This window comes from Paenibacillus sp. P4_A9 (genome assembly GCF_056402415.1).
The window spans coordinates 20,819-38,471 of sequence record NZ_JBFUHL010000025.1; the positions used below are offsets into that span (position 1 = coordinate 20,819).

The window sequence follows — 17,653 nt, forward strand, 5'->3', positions numbered from 1 at the left end:
ATGATACGTACTATATAATGTTGATCCTCAACGAAGAGGTAACAACCAGGTTCAGATAAGTATTAGGACTACATACCCATTCCTCCCGAATAGAATACGCTTCAACAGACCCTTGAATGTTTTGGGTTCCTTATTAAGGTTTAACCATCAGGTTAAAACCTTAGGTTAATAGTTAAGATTCTATTTCTTAATCAATTAATGATAAATAATCGCTTATAATATCCATCATAATTTATCCACAAACCCTTATGAAATAAGGGTTTTTACTTCGATTTATCCACAAATTATAAGCCTTGAGTTCATCTGTATATGAACACGTGGAGCGGGCGACTAACTATGCGCCAGGTTGTACACAGATTCACTTCATTTGAGTCCCTAGTATTCTTGGTTGCAAACAAGATGAAATATTTACCAAAAAAAGCTACCTACGCATCCTAGAATATGGTATCTTAGAACTATGAAATATGTCTAATTTTGGTAGAAAAGGGGGTGCCATACCGTGGCGGGAAGCCATCTAGAGAATGAAGAGATACCTTCAGTTCAATATGCTGACGGAATAGAAGAAGAAGAGAGCTTATCTATTGCTGAGTTAGATCCTTCTGTATCAAGAAAGTCATCTTCTCCGGATATTCAGCACTCCTTGGACATTACTGAAGCAGGAGCGGGTGATTTAGGTCAACCGATACAACAGGAGACATCTACTGGTAATGATAAGAAATCCGCTCGAACTAAGAGTACTCAGGTATTCGAAGAGTCCACCAAGGTAACAGCCATTCTTAAGAGAACTGCGGAACTAGCAATCGATACTGAGGAAACGAATTCAGGCACCCATGTTAATGAAGAAGTGGTTTCCATAACGGAAGATGGTGAATCCGAAGATAAAGGGAGCGGGAAGAAACAAAAGAAACGAAACAACGCGGTTGTTCGCCGTGGCAAACCTATAGATAGGACAGAAGCAGATCTTATCCATCTCATTCTAAAAAATGCGGAAACTGCTATGGTTCTCCATTCACTTTACGTACATCGTCGTCTAACTAGCAGTCAGATCCGAAGCTTGTTCTTCAGAGGTAAGAATGAGAAGTCCTTTGAATATCTGTTAAACAAGTTGAACAACTACCGGATATTTGAGAGGGAATACATATTCACATTAGCGAAGAAAAAAGGCGATTTCCCAATTCATTACTCCTTGTCGTCATTTGGAATTCGGTTATATGCGCGAGCAGTAATGGATATCTCTCTCTATGATGAAGAAGTCTCCAGTACGGATAAGTTGCCCAAGCAGCATTACCTTTACAAAGACCTCTTAGTGCGTGACCAAGATGTCCATCATTATGTTCTACAAGCTTTCCTTTGTGGAATCTTGGGCTCCTTCTGGAATAAGGAAGTCTACTTACCTAGTTCTGAGTGGCGCCGATTCCTCTACTTGGATCCATCTCCTGTGGAAAAGGACGGGGAGAAGTCCGAGGTTCCTTATCGACCAGACTGGGTTATCTTCAAACCAAATGAGTATTACAACGACCTTGTCAGGAGCGGGAACTTAGGAAAGGATATCTTGAATGTACCTGTCAACACTCGTAACGAGGAAGACAACCGCATCGTAAAAGAATTCTACCAGCCATTATTATCCGTAGAGTCGGATACAGGCACCATGAGTTCAACGCAGCTGGAAGGAAAGTTCAAGAAAATTCAATCTGTGCTACCTGTCCTTCCAAAGGGGATAGCCTTCGTTGTTGCTGAGGGTTCCATGGGGAAGGTGAAAGTAGACGAAGACAAACGCGACCAGGCAAAAAGAAAAAGCAGACAAAACAAAATCAGACTTCGAACGATCGCTGAAGCAGCGGAGAAGTCAATCAAGGACGAGTTGCTTTCTGATTCCTTACAATTGTTAGTTGGATGGGAAAGTACGCTTAGTCCTACAACGGAGAAATACATAACAGCAGAAGGGGAGATGAAAGCATACTTTCATGTACCCGATGATACTTGGAATAAGTTGTTTCCTTCCTATACGATGATGTCGAAGCGGGACTGGGAAACATACACAATCAACTCAGGGATCCCTGATGTGGGGTTGATCGATCGAGGAGCGGGTAAGATTATTGCCTTATACTTTGCCTTACCTCACTGGGTCAATCCACAAGTTAAGGTCAATCATCTAATTGGAAGCAAAATCTCTGATTTGACATGTGTGCTGGTGTATCCGGATAGAAGTGATATTGATACGGATGCGCATATCGCAAACATGGATGTACTTAGCCTCACGATTGAGGATATCCTGCAGGATAAACGTATCGCACATCAACGCACCTATGATCGACGAACCGGTGTGAAGTGGGGGGAGGTACCGTCTTGGCCGTTCTAACCAAACGATTACCTGTCGTTGCACTCTGGATCAGCTTCATCATCATTTGGTTGATCTTAATGTCGACAATGGGAATGTGGATGGGATTTATCATTGGTCATGGAAATTTGACACACGAGGAAATGGGGAAAATGTTATTTGTTTTTTCACCTCTCATGCCATTTTACCGTCCACCACTTTCAGTACCATTAGGGCTTTTGATTTTTACAGGTATCCTTTGTAATTGCACTTGGTTATTTAGTACTCGCGTGAAATTTACAAATACCTCGGTAAGGAGAAGATCAATTACATTCTTCTATACATGGGGGACGTTCACCATACTGGCAATGCTTGTGGCAGCTGCTTATGTAAAGCCAATCGGGTACGATGTCGTATGGAAAATCGACGGTTGGGTGAAAACACCAGAATACCGAGAATATCTCCACCCAGGTGGACTCAAAATGATGGGCTGGTTCCTTATATTACTGCCATCATACGCAATTATACGTTATTGGATAAAGATCATCGGAGAATATCGCGCCGATCCAGTTGTACAGGACTATTTCGAGAATTACAAGTTCCAATGGAAATGGATTGGTCGATTTGGAGATGATCGTGCTAACGTCATGCCTGATATCGTGCTTGCGCTAGAGGCGGACAATAAAACGCCAGTCGTTCTCACGGGTGATTCAAGGCAGCTTGGAACGATGCTAATTGGACCACCAGGTTCTGGTAAAACGAGTTTGAAAATCATCAAAGCATTCCGCCAAGATCTAGGCCACTTACAGAAAGCCATTAATGCTTTTCCGGATTACGTGAAAAAGTATGGATACGGCACGCCGGATTTCCAGAAGGCTTGGGGTTATCATCTTATCGGGAGTATTATCGTTGAACCGGCAAAAGACCTTTGCGATAGTGCGTATAAACTTACACTCGAGCATGGGATTCCCGAAGAGTTTGTTGTTTATCTTGATCCATCGAATCCAGATACACCTGGTTTCAATTGTATGGTTGGTCCGCTATCTCAGGTAGCAGAGACATTAACAGCCGTACTGGACAGTATGAGCACATCCAGTGATGACTTTTTCCGCCAATCATGCCGTACAGTTCTTAAAGCTTATGTGTACTTACTGAAATTCATCAAGAAGAACGAATGTACACTTCTCGATCTTGACCAGATGTACCAAGATCCACGGTATACAGCGGATTTAGTAGAAGAATTAGAACGACGTCTTCCTGAACCGGCAGTAATTGCAAAAATGTCTCGGGATCGGCAGATTTTTTGGATGCTTGCTCGTCGTACTGCTCAATGGTTCCGAAATGACGGGATTGAACCAGAGAAGTCTCGTGATGGTGTCTTAAGTAGATATAACGACGGACCTCACAAAGGTAAGATCAAATATGCAGACAAACAATTTGAGTTTACCCGCACCACTCGGAATCTAATTGCTGACTTACTGCAGAATCCATATTGTGCACGCGTCCTTCTTGGCGAAAATCGTGTAGATCTGGACAGGCTCATGGCGCGCGGTGGTATCTTGCTTTGTAATACGGCAAACGGAGAACTTGGTGATGTGAGTTCACCTTTTGGGAAGCTTGTCTACATGTCTGTACAGAATGCGGTCTTTAGAAGAAAAGGCGATGAGAAGACTAGACCTTTAATCTCCTCATACGCGGATGAATTCCTTGAATATATGAATGCCAAGTTCCTGAAACTGACAAGCCAGGGTCGTAAATATAAATATGCCCCGACTGTTGCCGCGCAAACACTCTCCCAGTTCGACATTGAACTTGGTCGAGGTTTTGTGGATGGAATGATGGGTACCATTCGTAACTACATTGTATATGGTGGTGTAGGGAAATATGACGCTGAAAAACTGTCAGAGATTTTCGGGACAACGGTTGTAGATGAGTTTTCGCTAAGGGAAAGCATCACACCAGAGAATATGACAAGCCCGAACTATTCCATTGCAGAAACAACGACTCGTAAAGAGATAGAACTTGTAACGGCCGATAGTATCATGTACAACAAGTTTAAATATTCCTATATTCGATTAGTTGTTGAAGGAAGTACGCAGAAGGCCATTAAAGCAATGGGTGACTTCGTAGACTTTGGTCAGGCGGACAAGTGGAGTAAGGCCTTAAAACCTAACGCGCTTAATTCCTTTATGGAACATTGGCATATGACTAGTAAAGAGGATGAACACTTCGATATGGACTGGATCGATGATAGTTCCGAATCTACGGTTGACGCAGAAAAAGGAATTAATCTACCAGGTCAAAGTGCGAGTGTGAACAACGCTACTACCTCTTCAAATCAAAATGTTGCCTCGCCGATTATTTCCGAAGCAGCAGCCACCGCGGAGCCACAGGAAGTTGTTCGTAAGCCTGAATACATCGGTCAACCGTCTTTTAAGGAAGTTCCTAGAGAGGATCTTACACGGAGACGTTTCGCTGAAATCGAGCTCGTTAGTGGACAACAGCAAGCTAGGGCCGTAGAGCAGGGACCAATCATAGTACCTGATCCTGAGCTTCCCACGCAAAGCGGAATGGACAAGCAGTCATCTCAAAAGGCAGAAGTTGCTGTTGTGGAAAATACAGTGCAATTGGTTACACCTAATCCGACTCCTGTAGTTGAACCTAAAACTCACAATTCGCCAACTCAATCTGCAGAGCCAGTCATTCAAGCCAGTGATTTTCTATTCGGCTCGCCGTCTCCAATCAAGGAAGAGGCTATACAGGAAAAGGAAATTTCTATTCCCCCAGCTCCAATTGAAAGGATAGAGATTGCGCCTGTTGATCCGATAGTTCCATCAACTCAAGAAACTGAGAAAGAGGCTGCTCCATCAAACAATCAACCCACCCAGACAGTAGCCAACCCTCAACGTGATGAGGAAATAAATTCAGCTAGGCGAGGTAATCCGCCAAGTAAACCGGTTCCCTCACCTATGGAAAAATACAGAGTAGCTGAACCTCCACCGAATTCTCAATTTATGAAAATGTTAGAGCAGCAAGCCAAAAAAAATAAATAATCTTAAAGGATAAAGGAGTCTACTTTCCATGTCGATGAATAACGATGCTATGTTAGAAATACTTCGTGAATCTATGATTCGCAAATACGTGCAAATGGGGACTGTGGCCGATGTTAAGCCAGTTACACTCAAGGGAGTAAAAGACAGCGTCATTGTCATCAACTTCAATGGGGTTCCCGTATATTGCTCGCGTGAACAATTTACGACTAGAAAGGTTTCGAGTTTTACTGGCTTTATGGGTACACCAGTACCATTCATTGTTACGGATATTGACCGCGAGACAGGTGTAGTTGTCGTTTCCCGTGTTCAAGCAATTCCAATTGTTCAAAATACATTCCTTAAGAACGTCAAGGAAGGGGATATTGTACGTGGTACAGTAACAGGCGTTCGAAATGATTCAAAACTTGTGTTTGTTGAAGTACAAGGCGTCCCTTGCCTGGTGCCTCCTGGAGAGTGGGACTTAAACAGCATCACAGATCTAAGAGAAGTGGTTATGATTGGTGGAGAAGTAGAACTAAAAGTAACAGCCATTGAAAAAATTAACAAAAGTGGAGACGAAGGCGCAGATAGCGATTTTGAGTATCGTCTTCGATTGTCCCGAAAAGAAATTCAAAAAGAATACCGTGCACAAAAATGGGACCATATCGAGCAATACCATTCGGTAGCGGATCATATCCTTGCTAAAGTTGTAGCCAAAACACCAAACGGACCCAACACCTATTTGATTGAACTGGCATCAACGGGTATTGTGATCCTTGGCAATCTTCAGTATCCGCTAAGTCAACAATTCAAATATGGTCTGCCTCTAGGACTCCGAGTACAAGCACAAATTACATCGTTAGATAAAGTTAAACGGGTCGGAAGAGCGCGGATTTACCGAATTGACCCTACGCTGCAAACTGCAGGCGCGTTCGGCAGTGGTTTCTGATTTGAATAGCAATATCGGAGCGGCCATCTCCTCGGCGTTGGAGTATTCTGATCTTTGGAAGGCGAAGGATGGCAACCTGCCGCCTCTAGATGATCCAACGTTACAGTTTTCCGCGCAACGGAGTGAGAAGCCGTCCGTCCTTCACTTTCAAACCATCGTAAATCGAGTAACGAGTGGCCAAATTGGTCCACCGGACCTCATATTGACGAAGTTCTTTCAAGATTGGATATGCTTAACTGAGCGCCAGATCAGGCGTTTGGCTGCAAACTCATTTGAAAAGGCTCATCATATAGGATCTCGACTAAGGACACTTCAAAAACTTGATTGGTTCGATGGATACTGGTTCAATCGCCACGGTGTACCAGATAAAGAACACGTATGGATGCTAGGACAGGGAGCATTTCTGTTTTATTCGATGATGCATGGCATGCAACTCTTAGAGCCATGGCAGCTTCATAAGTACAAAAGTTACTCGCTTTCTATATGTGCGATCAACGAGCTCCGTATGATCCTAGAGGAACGTGGGAAGTATGCCAGCGTGGTTTATGCCCCCAACTGGTCCAAAGGTGACCCCATTCGCCCTTTTAGTCAGTTCTTTGTACAGTCCGAAAAAGGGCCTCTCACTATGTATGTGGAACGGTTGGCTCAAAAATCTAACCCGCTCCGTCTCATGCAGAAAAAACAAGAGATGTACGAAAAAATGGTGCTGGACAATGATGGTAAACTGCCTATGGTTAAACCTGGTGCCGCGATGGTTGTATGGAGTGTAGGGTCCCTTGAAGCAATTGAGGCCCTCGTTGGATCGATTGATATGTTGTCGGGCGCTTTTGTTCAAGTTTTTTTACCCGATGAATGCTTAGATGAGTTTCCGAAGTCCTTCTTTGTAGCAAAGAAAGGAAAAAGAGAAGGGGAAGTTGATCTGCAGCGGCTTAACATGGATATACTGTAAGGCTGCCGCCGAGATTCAACTCGGCGGTTTTTCTTATTCGATGGAGGTGTAAGGATGGCGAGAGATCAGATAATCGTTGTAGGTTTTGGTACGGAAGGTATGAATGAAATTATTAAAGAAGCAGTTGAAGAAACCGGTGTAGGCCGCGTCGCAGGCGTCGCTATGGTGAGGAAGAAACTGGTAGATCGGGTTATTGAACTTGCTGCCAATATGGTTATTGTTGGCGAAGATTTAGTTGGCGACAAGGAAACAGATGAGGAGTGGCTCGATATCGTCGAGGAGCTGCGCCGAGTAGACATGTATATGCGCATTGTGTTTGTGTGTAAGCGGCCGGAAGAAGACTTATTTCTTGCGAAGCTTGCACTTCAAGGCGTAACAGATATCTTTAACGAAGGAAAGCTATCATCTGATTGGGAAGAACAACTCCTTAATCCTCCGAAGTTTGACTCAACAGAACGGTTTCGTAAGCAGCAGGAGAAAGCAACTGAGCAACTACGCAAACGAAAACGAGATAATGCTTCTCCCGAGGAAATTTTAGAACAAGCACATATCCCGCAGCAGGAGAAAAAGCTATCCCCGGCGCCAGATGAACCGAAAAGTGAAGTTAAGACCGAAATAAAAACCGAAATCAAGATCGTTGAAAAACGAATAATCGAGAAGCAGGTTGTTATTGAACAGGTAAGAGTACCTTCACGAAGTGTTGTAGTCCTTTCATTATTCGATGGAGCGGGTTCATCCCTTTTAACACGCATGCTTGCCGAGTATGTTGCAGAACTGCAGGTCGATTGCGGTGTTTTAGAGTCACCGATCGCCCCTTCTGCTTGGTTTGAGATTATCAACGCTTGGGGACTATTTGATGGTAATAAAGGTTTTATAAGCCGTAAAGAAGCGATCGTGAAGCAAAAACAAAAGCAGCCGATTGATTTGCCCGTTTGGGAAAGTTGGCATGAAACCGTACTGCGAAGTGAAGAGTTGCCAGCTTGGTCGGAAGTGTTCTCACATGAAGGGGTCAAATATATCATTCGCGGACCGAAAGACGAGTTGGATGGTTGGAAAGAAGCCGATACCGCACACTTGCTCGCATACAGCCGTAACCTATCCGTATTATTCTGTGATGTCAGCACGTCTTATGATGATCCAAGTGTACAAATAATGCTCCGCAGTGCGGATCACATTATTGCAGTAGGTGGTTATGATGTAGTCCGGACAGAAAGAGAGCATGCGAAATTTAAAGAGCACCTTCACCGTTATTCTGATAAGCTTCATGTTGTCATGAATAAGAGTACACCCCGTTTGGAACGATTGCACTCTGGGGAAATCAAAGCTATTTACAACGTAAATAACCTTACCCATGTACCAGCCATGACTGAACTTTTTGAGTTGTATATGGAAGGGGACTCCTTCTGGAAAGCTGGCTTTATTCGAGAAGAAAAGCGTACTGCCATGAAAGAGGTCATGGATGAACTAGCAGACCTGATCCTCGGTGAAGAGGTCATGAAGAAGCTCCGTGCCAGGAAGAAAGGAAGCTTATGGCAGCGTATGGGTGCTTGGTTTACACATGACGAGAAGGAAGTCGAGATCGACGAAGGGACGGCTTAGTAACCTATGACCACAGACAATTATATTAGCGATATTACAAGGCTATTAGAGGAAGAAGATGGGGCTAACTGCCAAGCGATTACTTCAGATATAATTGAGAGAATCACACAAAATCTGAAGATGGACGCCATAACAAATCTAGAAAATCTGCAGGAAATAATTCAAGGAGTAGAATCTTACGACTGGCAAGTTATAGAAGATCGCTACTGCGCCCTAAATACTATATGCAGTCCAGAAGATATTTTAAATGCATATCGATTCTATGCATTATTCGAACTGGAAGATCCTTCAGTAAAAAACCAGATAAACTATAATGTGTTCTTTAATATAAGCAGAATTCAGTATTTCCGTGCAGTAGCCAGCATTGAAAATGATCCCGAAATTTTACGCTGTTTTATTCGTCTTATAAATGCAGGAGAGTATCTATTAAAAAGGAACGAAACGGAAGAAGATTTTTTCGAAGAATCTAATCGAATCGTTAAAGAATTGTCATTCAATAAATCGGCTGCATTGATAGAGATATTACGTGTGTACATGGAAGATCTTCTTTCTATGACGAATAACGAACATGAATTTTATTCAATAGATGTGGATTTCGGTCTTTACTTACATCGCATTTTAACTCGGATATATACGCAAATATATTCCCAAGCATTTCCGGAAGAAAACAACGAAACGACCCTACAAGTGGCGAGCACTAAAGAATTAACTCATGAATTAGGGGCCAGTCTACCCGCTTCTCAAGATCCAAACACGATTTTCGAAAAAATGGATCGTATTATCGGTCTGGAGACAGTGAAAACCTTTATTCGTAGTCTATATTCCTTTCTTACCGTCCAAAAGAAGAGGAAAGAGTTAGGTCTTGCCACACAGAGTACGCAAACGGTACACATGATTTTTAAGGGGAACCCAGGTACGGGTAAGACAACTTTTGCTCGAATTGTTGCTGAGGTCTTGCACAGTGTCGGATATCTCCCGCAGGTGAAGCTTACTGAGGTGGATCGCTCTAAATTGGTGGCTGGTTACGTAGGGCAAACAACCATACAAACGCGTGAAGCTGTCCAAAATGCATTGGATGGTGTCTTATTTATTGATGAAGCATACGCTCTTGCGTCAGATGCTGACTCAAAGGGTGGATTTGGTAAGGAGGCCATTGATACTTTAGTTAAGGAAATCGATGATAATCGTGATCGCATTGTTGTCATCTTAGCCGGCTATAGTAGAGAGATGGATGATTTTTTACAAACGAATCCTGGTTTGAAATCCCGCTTTCCAAACGTCATTGAATTTCCAGACTATAATTCGGATGAACTGCAGGAGATCGCGTCTCGTATGTACATAGAATCCGATTACGAACTAACTGAGTTAGCCATTTCCAAGATGAGAGATATCTTTGATGAAGTACGTCATGATTCTCAGTTCGGGAATGGGCGTTATGTCCGCAACCTGTATGAAAAATCTTTGCGGTTACAATCGCAGCGACTCGTTAATGAAACCAATTTCTCACGTGAGACTTTCATGATGATTGACGTCAACGATATTGAAAAAGTTTAAGGAGAGCCCAATGATTCCTGAGCACTATAAACAGGTAGACCAAGGAGTGGCACATTACTTTACTACCCTTGAGTCCGTATCCGCTATGGGAATATCCCTTAGAGCTCTGATTAACGAGGATGAGGAGCGTACTATTCAACGGCAGAAATTCGTTGCTTATGCCCTTCGAGAGAGTGGTGAATTTGACCCGCTCCTTTGTTCATGCATAGCCGGCTACTTAATCAGTTTGGATAATAAGAAACTTTTCAGTGATATTGTCCGCGGAGCGGGTATAGTCATCCATGACAAGTTGCTTAAGAAGGCCGATTGGAAGAATACTCTCATGGAGAAGATACTATTTCGCGTCACGAAGCCAGTAATTCGGGACTATCTGCTTCACTTAGCAGCTGGTGCAAGTAAAAGGGTGGTGGACCGTCTCACAGGGGCGTTTGGTAGCCTTAAGGGGTTCTTAGAAAACTTGGGCAATGAACAGAAGCTCGAATTCTACGAAGTTCTCCGGCGGCAAGGGAAAACAGATCCTGAACATAAGCTATATGCCCAGGCAGTTAATAAGATAGCCGTCTATGAATCCTGTGTCATACTTAATCGTAAAGATGACGCTTCCCTTCTTATGAATTCGTTCACCCCTTTGGATTGGGCAGTCTATGAGACAGAGATCTTGAATGGATACTATTTCGTCTTTGGCAGCCGTATTATTCAAAACGGTGGCAAGGCGGAGGGAATGACCTCTCATCTTAAAGCTCTTCAAAAAGCGAAAGACTACGAGGAGCGTTATGAGCTCGAGCGCCTACAAACGGAGGAGTTACAGCAACAACTGGAGCGGGTCAATCAGACGGCAGAGGAGCAGTTAGAAGAGGCTCTACGGCGCATTAAGGAGCTTGAGGAGGATAATGAGATGCTGCATCGACTGTTATCCGAGCAGGAGCGGGTAACTGCGGAGTATAAATCCTTACTTGCCGAAATGCCGAAGCCTCTTGCAGGTAAACACGTGCTTGTGGTTGGCCACCGTGATCAAAAACAGATGTACGAAGAGGAGATCGCTAAGAGAGGTGGATTTGGCGAATTTTTTCCTGCAACTGATGATGAGACAAATATTCATCTCCTCACAGGTCCAGTCCGGCGTGCTGATCTCATATTTTACATTCGGACTTACACACAGCACCGAGTACAAAAATATATTCAGAGTAAAAACCCAGAGAACTTTGTCATTATTACATGCAAAGGAAGGGACAGCTTTTCTAGGGAAATTGATAAATATATAGATCTTGCCATGTCGTAAGATATTTAAAGTTAAGGGGGCTTTTTATGATTTTCTCATATTATCTGGTCAGAAAGTTTGTGATGTTGTTGCAACGGGTGGCTACGCGAGTTGTCCCTTCAAAGTGGTTTCTTCGTGCTTATTTAATCTTAGCCCTATTGTCATGTATCTACGTGTATTGCCACGACGGGATCACAACGCCGCTGAAAATTATGTCCTATACTTACTTAATCGTGTCCGCAATAGTGATTGTATCCCTGCGTGCTCGCGTGGAGAGCATGTTTAGGGCGTTTGTCGATCTGTTTTTTGCTCCGCTACTCTTCATAGCAGCGTTGCTCATTGTAATCATTGTCATGGGTCACGCTGGCACATTAACGGATATCCCCCATCTTGCCGTATACTTCCTTGCAGGCATTCCGTTAACAACCGTACTTTTGTTCATATTACCGAGGCATTATACGTACTGGGTCAATAAAACAAATACGAGCGCAGAAAAAGCGGAGGAATTAAGTAAAGAAAAAGTAGAAAACAATCAAGTGTTCAGCAACTATCAGACTGCGCTGGATTGGACTGAATTTTTTTACTGGACCGTACTCTCCGTCTTTGGATTCTTATATGTTGACGGCAGCATGTTTTCCCAAGAAGGGAAATATGATGAGAACATTGCATTCGTCGTTAAAATGACGATCATTCCATACATGGTTCAGACTCGGCTTTGTAAGGCGTATGTTAATTCGTTGCTCAAAAAATATAAATAATATGTTGATCTACCCTTAACTCTGACGTTTTGGAGTCCTTTTTGTGAAATGACGCTGAAATGACATGCAGAATGCAAGCCGACTTGGTGGCTTTGCGCATCTGAGTAGATCCAATATTATCCTAAAATGTATTGTATCTAAAACTATATACATGTTCGAAAAGGCTGCCATTTGGTAGTCTTTTTATTTTCTCCGGACCGAGATAGATATCTCAATGTGGTCATTTTATGATTCTGTGACTTGAAGTATTTCTTTGCCATAAATAGAAGCATTTTTTTGCCGTAAGTTCTAAATTTGAAGCATTTCCTTGCCGCCATTATATTGTAATAGTAGATTAATTCGTTTTCTTATTCGCTCAACGGATAGTTTTACGTTATCCCGTGAAGGTGAAGGATATTTATATAAAATACCGAATAGTTTAACGAAGTAAATACCAATTAGTGAATTAGGTGGGTTAAAAAGATATGAAATTATATAAATATACGGCGATTAATGAGAGAAGTTTAACTAACCTTGAACATAACCGATTGTATGCGCAGTCCCCTAACATGTTCAACGATCCGTATGAGTTTATATTTCGATTTGAATTTCCGGATGAGCACCTTATTCATTTTTTGAAACTAATTTATGGTAACCAACACCAGAAATTTATAGAGATGAAATCTACGAAACAAGAAATCTTAAAGTATGCCCGTGATTATTTTTTTACTGAGCACAGGAATGAAGTAGGAGCAGCTTGCTTTACTGAAGATGCAAGAAATGAGTTGCTTTGGGCTCATTATACAGATAACCATAAAGGAATGTGCTTAGAGTTCGATAGTACAAAGGATCCATTTAATCAAAGTATGCAAGTCAAATACGTAGAAGAGGTACCGATCATTACATACCACGATTTAGCTGGTACTCCAGATATGATATCCAAAGCAATTACTAAACCGTTTTTGACAAAACCAAATATTTGGTCATATGAAAAAGAATGGAGAATATTAACTGAAGCAAATTCATTTATTCCATATGATGATGAAAGTATTCTTTCCATTACGTTCGGCTTTTTTTGTCCAATGGAAACAAAACAAACAGTAATGAATAGAACTGCTCATCTATCCATTACATATTACGAAATCGTAAGGGCAAAGGACTCTTATAGAATTGAGAGGGCTCCTATTGAACTAACTCGTTAACCAGTGATACTGATAGTTTAATGAAAAATGAAAAACGGGATCCGAAGTCGCAGATTCCGTTTTTCATTTTTCATTATGATGATATTTTCTATACTCCATTGAATAACCCCCCTACGATTATGGTCATAATGTTATCCTGTGGAACATTTTTAGAAGGTTCCCGTAATTTTATACCGTGAATATCTTAAAAAGCCTTATTCGATCAACAGTTATCGGCCTTCCAGGCTTCCCTCTCTTTTTAAATTGGAGAAAAATGAATGTTTTAAAGAGATGTTCCACGCCCTTTTAATCCCCGAAAATTATTCGTAATACGAAAATGGATTAAGTTAGATTTTATTATTTGTATCTTTAATCCGTAAATAGTACAATACCAATATAATCGGATTAGTGGAGTGAGAAGATATGGGCATTTTGGAAAACTATACATTGTCTTTGGAGCAATTAAAGCAAACAAAAATATTTATGCAGGACCTTAATCCAATCGATTTTGATTTAAGGTCACTCGTCCATACGATAGATGCAAAAATTAATAAGACCGAACAAATGATATTTTCACTTCAAACTACAAAAACATTTAAGTATCGATGTTCATTTTGTGATTACGGTTATGATGAAGAATATCCTAGATCTGTTGGAGATATAAATGTTTGCCCAAAATGCAGAGAGCTTGGTTCTAAGTATAAAATGGGCAGCGACCTAGAAAAGATTCATAATCTTCCGGCTGGCACAATTAAACGGGATTGTTTACCGCTAGGGGGAAACAGCCCTAAATTACAGCCATTCATGGACTGCGGATTGGTTTTCAAGTCTGGCATTCATAATATCGTGCATGAAATCGTAATTGATATGTACTATAAGGATCCTGATAAATACGTACGAAGGAAATTGAAAGATGTTTGACTGAAATTGAAGTTGTACCCGTGGAGACGTTACAAGAGGCAATTGAATATTTAAATAATCTACCTGAAAAGTGATGATTCGGATCAGGTTGCTTGATAATCTAGCTAATTCATGCTAAACTACCAGCAGATTATCTTTTCGTTGTTCAAGTCAAAGGCCCTATGGGCTCTTATATCTAAACGGGATTTCTATGTCCACGTTTATGATAAAGAGTTCATGGGCCTTTTTTGATTTACTTCGTGTTTCCATAGACGTTCAATCGCAAACATACTACAATAAGAGGGAAGATGGTTTCTGTGGTGATGAAGCCTACCAAAGCAATGGAAGGGAAGATGATGATGTCATCTACCAGCAAGATAGAAGAAATTATAACTGACTTAGTTACACCTTTGGCTAATCAAATCCGGTCACTGGAAAAGCAATCTATCGCTAAGGAACATATTGATGATTTACTGCAGGATAATTATGCAAAGATTATCAGCAGATTTAAAACACTAAATATTCACGAATTGAAATCTCTTGAAGATAAGTATCGAAAACAAGAAGTACATATTCTCAACAAGTTTTTTAAACTTCAAAATGAGGGTAAGTCCATTCCCGAAGCAGACTTATTGCAAAGAGGTATCTTCGAGGTCGTGACTCGATCTATTGACCAAGCTATCAATGAGAAACGTGAGTACAATCGTCAATTCTCCAGGTCGCATATCTTCGAGAGAACCCTCATCCAAGCAGGGGCGATCACGGCAAATTCTCCTCAAAAAACTACGCTTGAAAAGATGAAGAAGTTAAATGATAAAAAGGAACTTGCGCTTCAGATAGAGCGACAAACAATACGCAAGAATGTGTTCCAAAATTTGTTGGGAAACACCTTACAAAGCTACGACGGTAAGGTTCTTCTAGGACTTTTCAAATTGTGGTTAAGTAACCCAGACCGTCCAAAAAATATTCGTTTTCAGTTCAGCGAACTTGCTCATGCTATGAACAGTAAGCCTTCTGGTGGGGAGTATAAGCTTATCTATGATAGCTTGAATAATCTATTGCAGACAACGCTATATTTAAAAGCCTATTTGGATCCTACAAGCGGATTTTATTCAGCTGAGGTCATGTACAATCCAGTCGATAATATTGTTTGGTATGCCCGCTCACAGGAAGAAGACAAAACTGGTAAGCAAAGAGAGGCCATTGTTACATTTGGCGATGTTATTTATCAAAATTTGGCGTCAGGAAACTATGTTTTTCTCAGCGGAGTCATCTATAACGAGCTTCCTACATCATATGCCCGTCTCATTTATTTATTTTTGTTAGATCAATTATCGGAAGATCAGCAAAGCCGTTCCCTTGATATGGACGTTTTAATTGAACAATTAAGCATTTCAGGGGAAGAGGAGATAGCAGAGGAAGCTAACAACCGTTCTCGTATCACTCGCCAAATTGAAGCGGGCTTGGATCGGTTGAAAGAACAGGATATTATTAGCGAATATACAGTTCGTAAACAAGGGAATAGAAAGAAGTGGATTGACTTTACTCCTAGCGAGTGGATCATTTCACATAATATTAAGCAGTTGGTCTAAGGACCGCAGAACGACGGGCGGACACTCTACTCCGTCCGTCGATACAGTTCTCTGCAGCAAACAAAATATCCTTTGACTGACTAATGCCAACCAATTACCAGACACTTTACTCCGTACATTATCGGACACTTTACTCCGTATATTACCAGACACTTTACTCCGTATATTACCAGACACTTTACTCCGTATATTAACCGGACACTTTACTCCGTATATTACCGGACACTTTACTCCGTATATTACCAGACACTTTACTCCGTATATTACCAGACACTTTACTCCGTTCGCGCCCGATACCATACAATTTGATCTCATTAAATTGCCGCTAAATCGCGGCTTTTTATTTTATGGGATATTAATGCATGACAATCATGAACTTAAAACCATTCCCGTTGACTCCGCATTGTACTCGTTTATAGATACAACGATATAATGCAATTTTCAATGAATGAAATCAACTGCAGGCGCAGCCTCTTTGTATAGATAGCACTCCAAGTGCTGTACAAGATATTAAAGAGTGGATCCGGAAAACATGGTATAATCTTCCTAATAGGAAAACCAACTTGGGCTAGTCCGTCCATATGAGGAGTGACGAGTACTTGGAGATCGTTATCAATAACAAAGAATTAATCGATAATAATCTGAACGATATTGTAAAGCAGACCATTGGTCGACTAATTGACCAGCTTAGTAATCTAAGCCTAATATCTTTGCAGTACATTATCATACCTGAAGATTTTGGGGGAGAATTGATCCAGTTTCAAAAAGAACGTGGATTAAGTGAGGGTTATACGAATAATGGTTTCGGGGTTGCAATGGGCAAGGTCCTCACGTATATCGAGGACGGTATTCGTCGCTCCACCATTTTTTTCGATCCACGAGTCATCATCACACTTTTCGATGAAGTGAAGAGTCAGAATGCCGTACATCTGATGCATCATGAATTTTGTCACGTTCATGATGATTACAAGAAATATGTAGCTTTCGGAGTTACCAATCCAGAGGAGATCTTCTTCGGTACTCCAGACCGAACACGCCAAGTGGCCTATGCACATGCTGACATGATTTGGAGCGAGTATATCGCAACTAGGCTATCTGCCGGCTCTAAACCATCTGATCATGATATGTACATTGACAGCGTATTTCAGCTTCTCCCGAAAACTGAGGAGGAGTGTAAAGAAGCGATATTCCTATATCGGATAGAAGATGATGTGGGTAAGCTATTTGGGGAAATCCAATTGACAACTTCCTTGTTCCTTAAAGTCTCTGCCTATTTTATTGGGTATTGTCATGGTTTAAATTATGAGCCACCACAAGAGTTCCTTAATATCATCACAGAGTACCACTACTTGGATGGCGTATGGGAGGAGCTTTCGCCGGTACTTCATCACCTCCATGATTCCTATAGCAGTTGGAGTGATATCCATGTATTCGAGGATCTTGCCAATATCGTCATCAAGTTGTGGGGCCAGTTAGGCATTTATCCGAGAAATGAGGACGGCCAGTTATTCGTTTCAGTGCCGTAATAAGAAGAAAGAACATACAAATAAAACCGTCTGGCCAAGATTCGCAGTGAAATGCTGGT

At 41.6% G+C, this 17,653-nt stretch carries 12 protein-coding genes; all 12 read left to right on the top strand.

From position 1 onward, the window contains the following. The first annotated feature begins 499 nt into the window (after positions 1–499). Complete coding sequence (locus AC1DVJ_RS16835; protein WP_477592392.1) at positions 500–2,359, top strand: hypothetical protein; 1,860 nt, start codon at positions 500–502, stop codon at positions 2,357–2,359. Beyond that, positions 2,347–5,370 (top strand): TraM recognition domain-containing protein, encoded by a 3,024-nt coding sequence (locus tag AC1DVJ_RS16840; protein WP_477592393.1) that lies wholly within the window; start codon positions 2,347–2,349, stop codon positions 5,368–5,370. Before AC1DVJ_RS16835 ends, AC1DVJ_RS16840 begins: the two co-directional genes overlap by 13 nt. Before the next feature lie 28 nt (positions 5,371–5,398). After that, complete coding sequence (locus tag AC1DVJ_RS16845; RefSeq protein ID WP_477592394.1) at positions 5,399–6,298, top strand: S1 RNA-binding domain-containing protein; 900 nt, start codon at positions 5,399–5,401, stop codon at positions 6,296–6,298. A gap of 37 nt (positions 6,299–6,335) precedes the next feature. Continuing rightward, entirely contained in the window at positions 6,336–7,247 is a 912-nt protein-coding gene (locus AC1DVJ_RS16850) for a hypothetical protein (RefSeq protein WP_477592395.1), read from the top strand. 54 nt (positions 7,248–7,301) lie between these two features. Further along, a complete protein-coding gene (locus tag AC1DVJ_RS16855; protein ID WP_477592396.1) occupies positions 7,302–8,846 on the top strand; it encodes a hypothetical protein in 1,545 nt (514 codons plus the stop codon). A 6-nt stretch (positions 8,847–8,852) separates the two neighbouring features. Further along, complete coding sequence (locus AC1DVJ_RS16860) at positions 8,853–10,400, top strand: AAA family ATPase (RefSeq protein WP_477592397.1); 1,548 nt, start codon at positions 8,853–8,855, stop codon at positions 10,398–10,400. Positions 10,401–10,410: 10 nt separating this feature from the next. Beyond that, positions 10,411–11,679, top strand: coding sequence for a hypothetical protein (locus AC1DVJ_RS16865; RefSeq protein WP_477592398.1), 1,269 nt, complete (start codon positions 10,411–10,413; stop codon positions 11,677–11,679). Positions 11,680–11,705: 26 nt separating this feature from the next. Next, positions 11,706–12,416 (top strand): hypothetical protein, encoded by a 711-nt coding sequence (locus AC1DVJ_RS16870; RefSeq protein ID WP_477592399.1) that lies wholly within the window; start codon positions 11,706–11,708, stop codon positions 12,414–12,416. Between the two features lie 464 nt (positions 12,417–12,880). Further along, positions 12,881–13,597 carry a DUF2971 domain-containing protein gene (locus AC1DVJ_RS16875; RefSeq protein WP_477592400.1) on the top strand — a complete coding sequence of 239 codons (717 nt, stop codon included), beginning with the start codon at positions 12,881–12,883 and terminating at the stop codon, positions 13,595–13,597. 402 nt (positions 13,598–13,999) lie between these two features. After that, positions 14,000–14,497, top strand: coding sequence for a hypothetical protein (locus AC1DVJ_RS16880; protein ID WP_477592401.1), 498 nt, complete (start codon positions 14,000–14,002; stop codon positions 14,495–14,497). A gap of 302 nt (positions 14,498–14,799) precedes the next feature. Next, positions 14,800–16,068, top strand: coding sequence for a hypothetical protein (locus AC1DVJ_RS16885; RefSeq protein WP_477592402.1), 1,269 nt, complete (start codon positions 14,800–14,802; stop codon positions 16,066–16,068). A 599-nt stretch (positions 16,069–16,667) separates the two neighbouring features. After that, positions 16,668–17,594 carry a hypothetical protein gene (locus AC1DVJ_RS16890; protein ID WP_477592403.1) on the top strand — a complete coding sequence of 309 codons (927 nt, stop codon included), beginning with the start codon at positions 16,668–16,670 and terminating at the stop codon, positions 17,592–17,594. Positions 17,595–17,653 lie beyond the last annotated feature (59 nt).

Bases quoted from the DNA above. Each gene is read 5' to 3' on its own strand.
- AC1DVJ_RS16845 (WP_477592394.1), top strand. From the start codon at position 5,399: ATGTCGATGAATAACGATGCTATGTTAGAAATACTTCGTGAATCTATG.
- AC1DVJ_RS16855 (WP_477592396.1), top strand. From the start codon at position 7,302: ATGGCGAGAGATCAGATAATCGTTGTAGGTTTTGGTACGGAAGGTATG.
- AC1DVJ_RS16860 (WP_477592397.1), top strand. From the start codon at position 8,853: ATGACCACAGACAATTATATTAGCGATATTACAAGGCTATTAGAGGAA.
- AC1DVJ_RS16865 (WP_477592398.1), top strand. From the start codon at position 10,411: ATGATTCCTGAGCACTATAAACAGGTAGACCAAGGAGTGGCACATTAC.
- AC1DVJ_RS16870 (WP_477592399.1), top strand. From the start codon at position 11,706: ATGATTTTCTCATATTATCTGGTCAGAAAGTTTGTGATGTTGTTGCAA.
- AC1DVJ_RS16875 (WP_477592400.1), top strand. From the start codon at position 12,881: ATGAAATTATATAAATATACGGCGATTAATGAGAGAAGTTTAACTAAC.
- AC1DVJ_RS16880 (WP_477592401.1), top strand. From the start codon at position 14,000: ATGGGCATTTTGGAAAACTATACATTGTCTTTGGAGCAATTAAAGCAA.
- AC1DVJ_RS16885 (WP_477592402.1), top strand. From the start codon at position 14,800: ATGAAGCCTACCAAAGCAATGGAAGGGAAGATGATGATGTCATCTACC.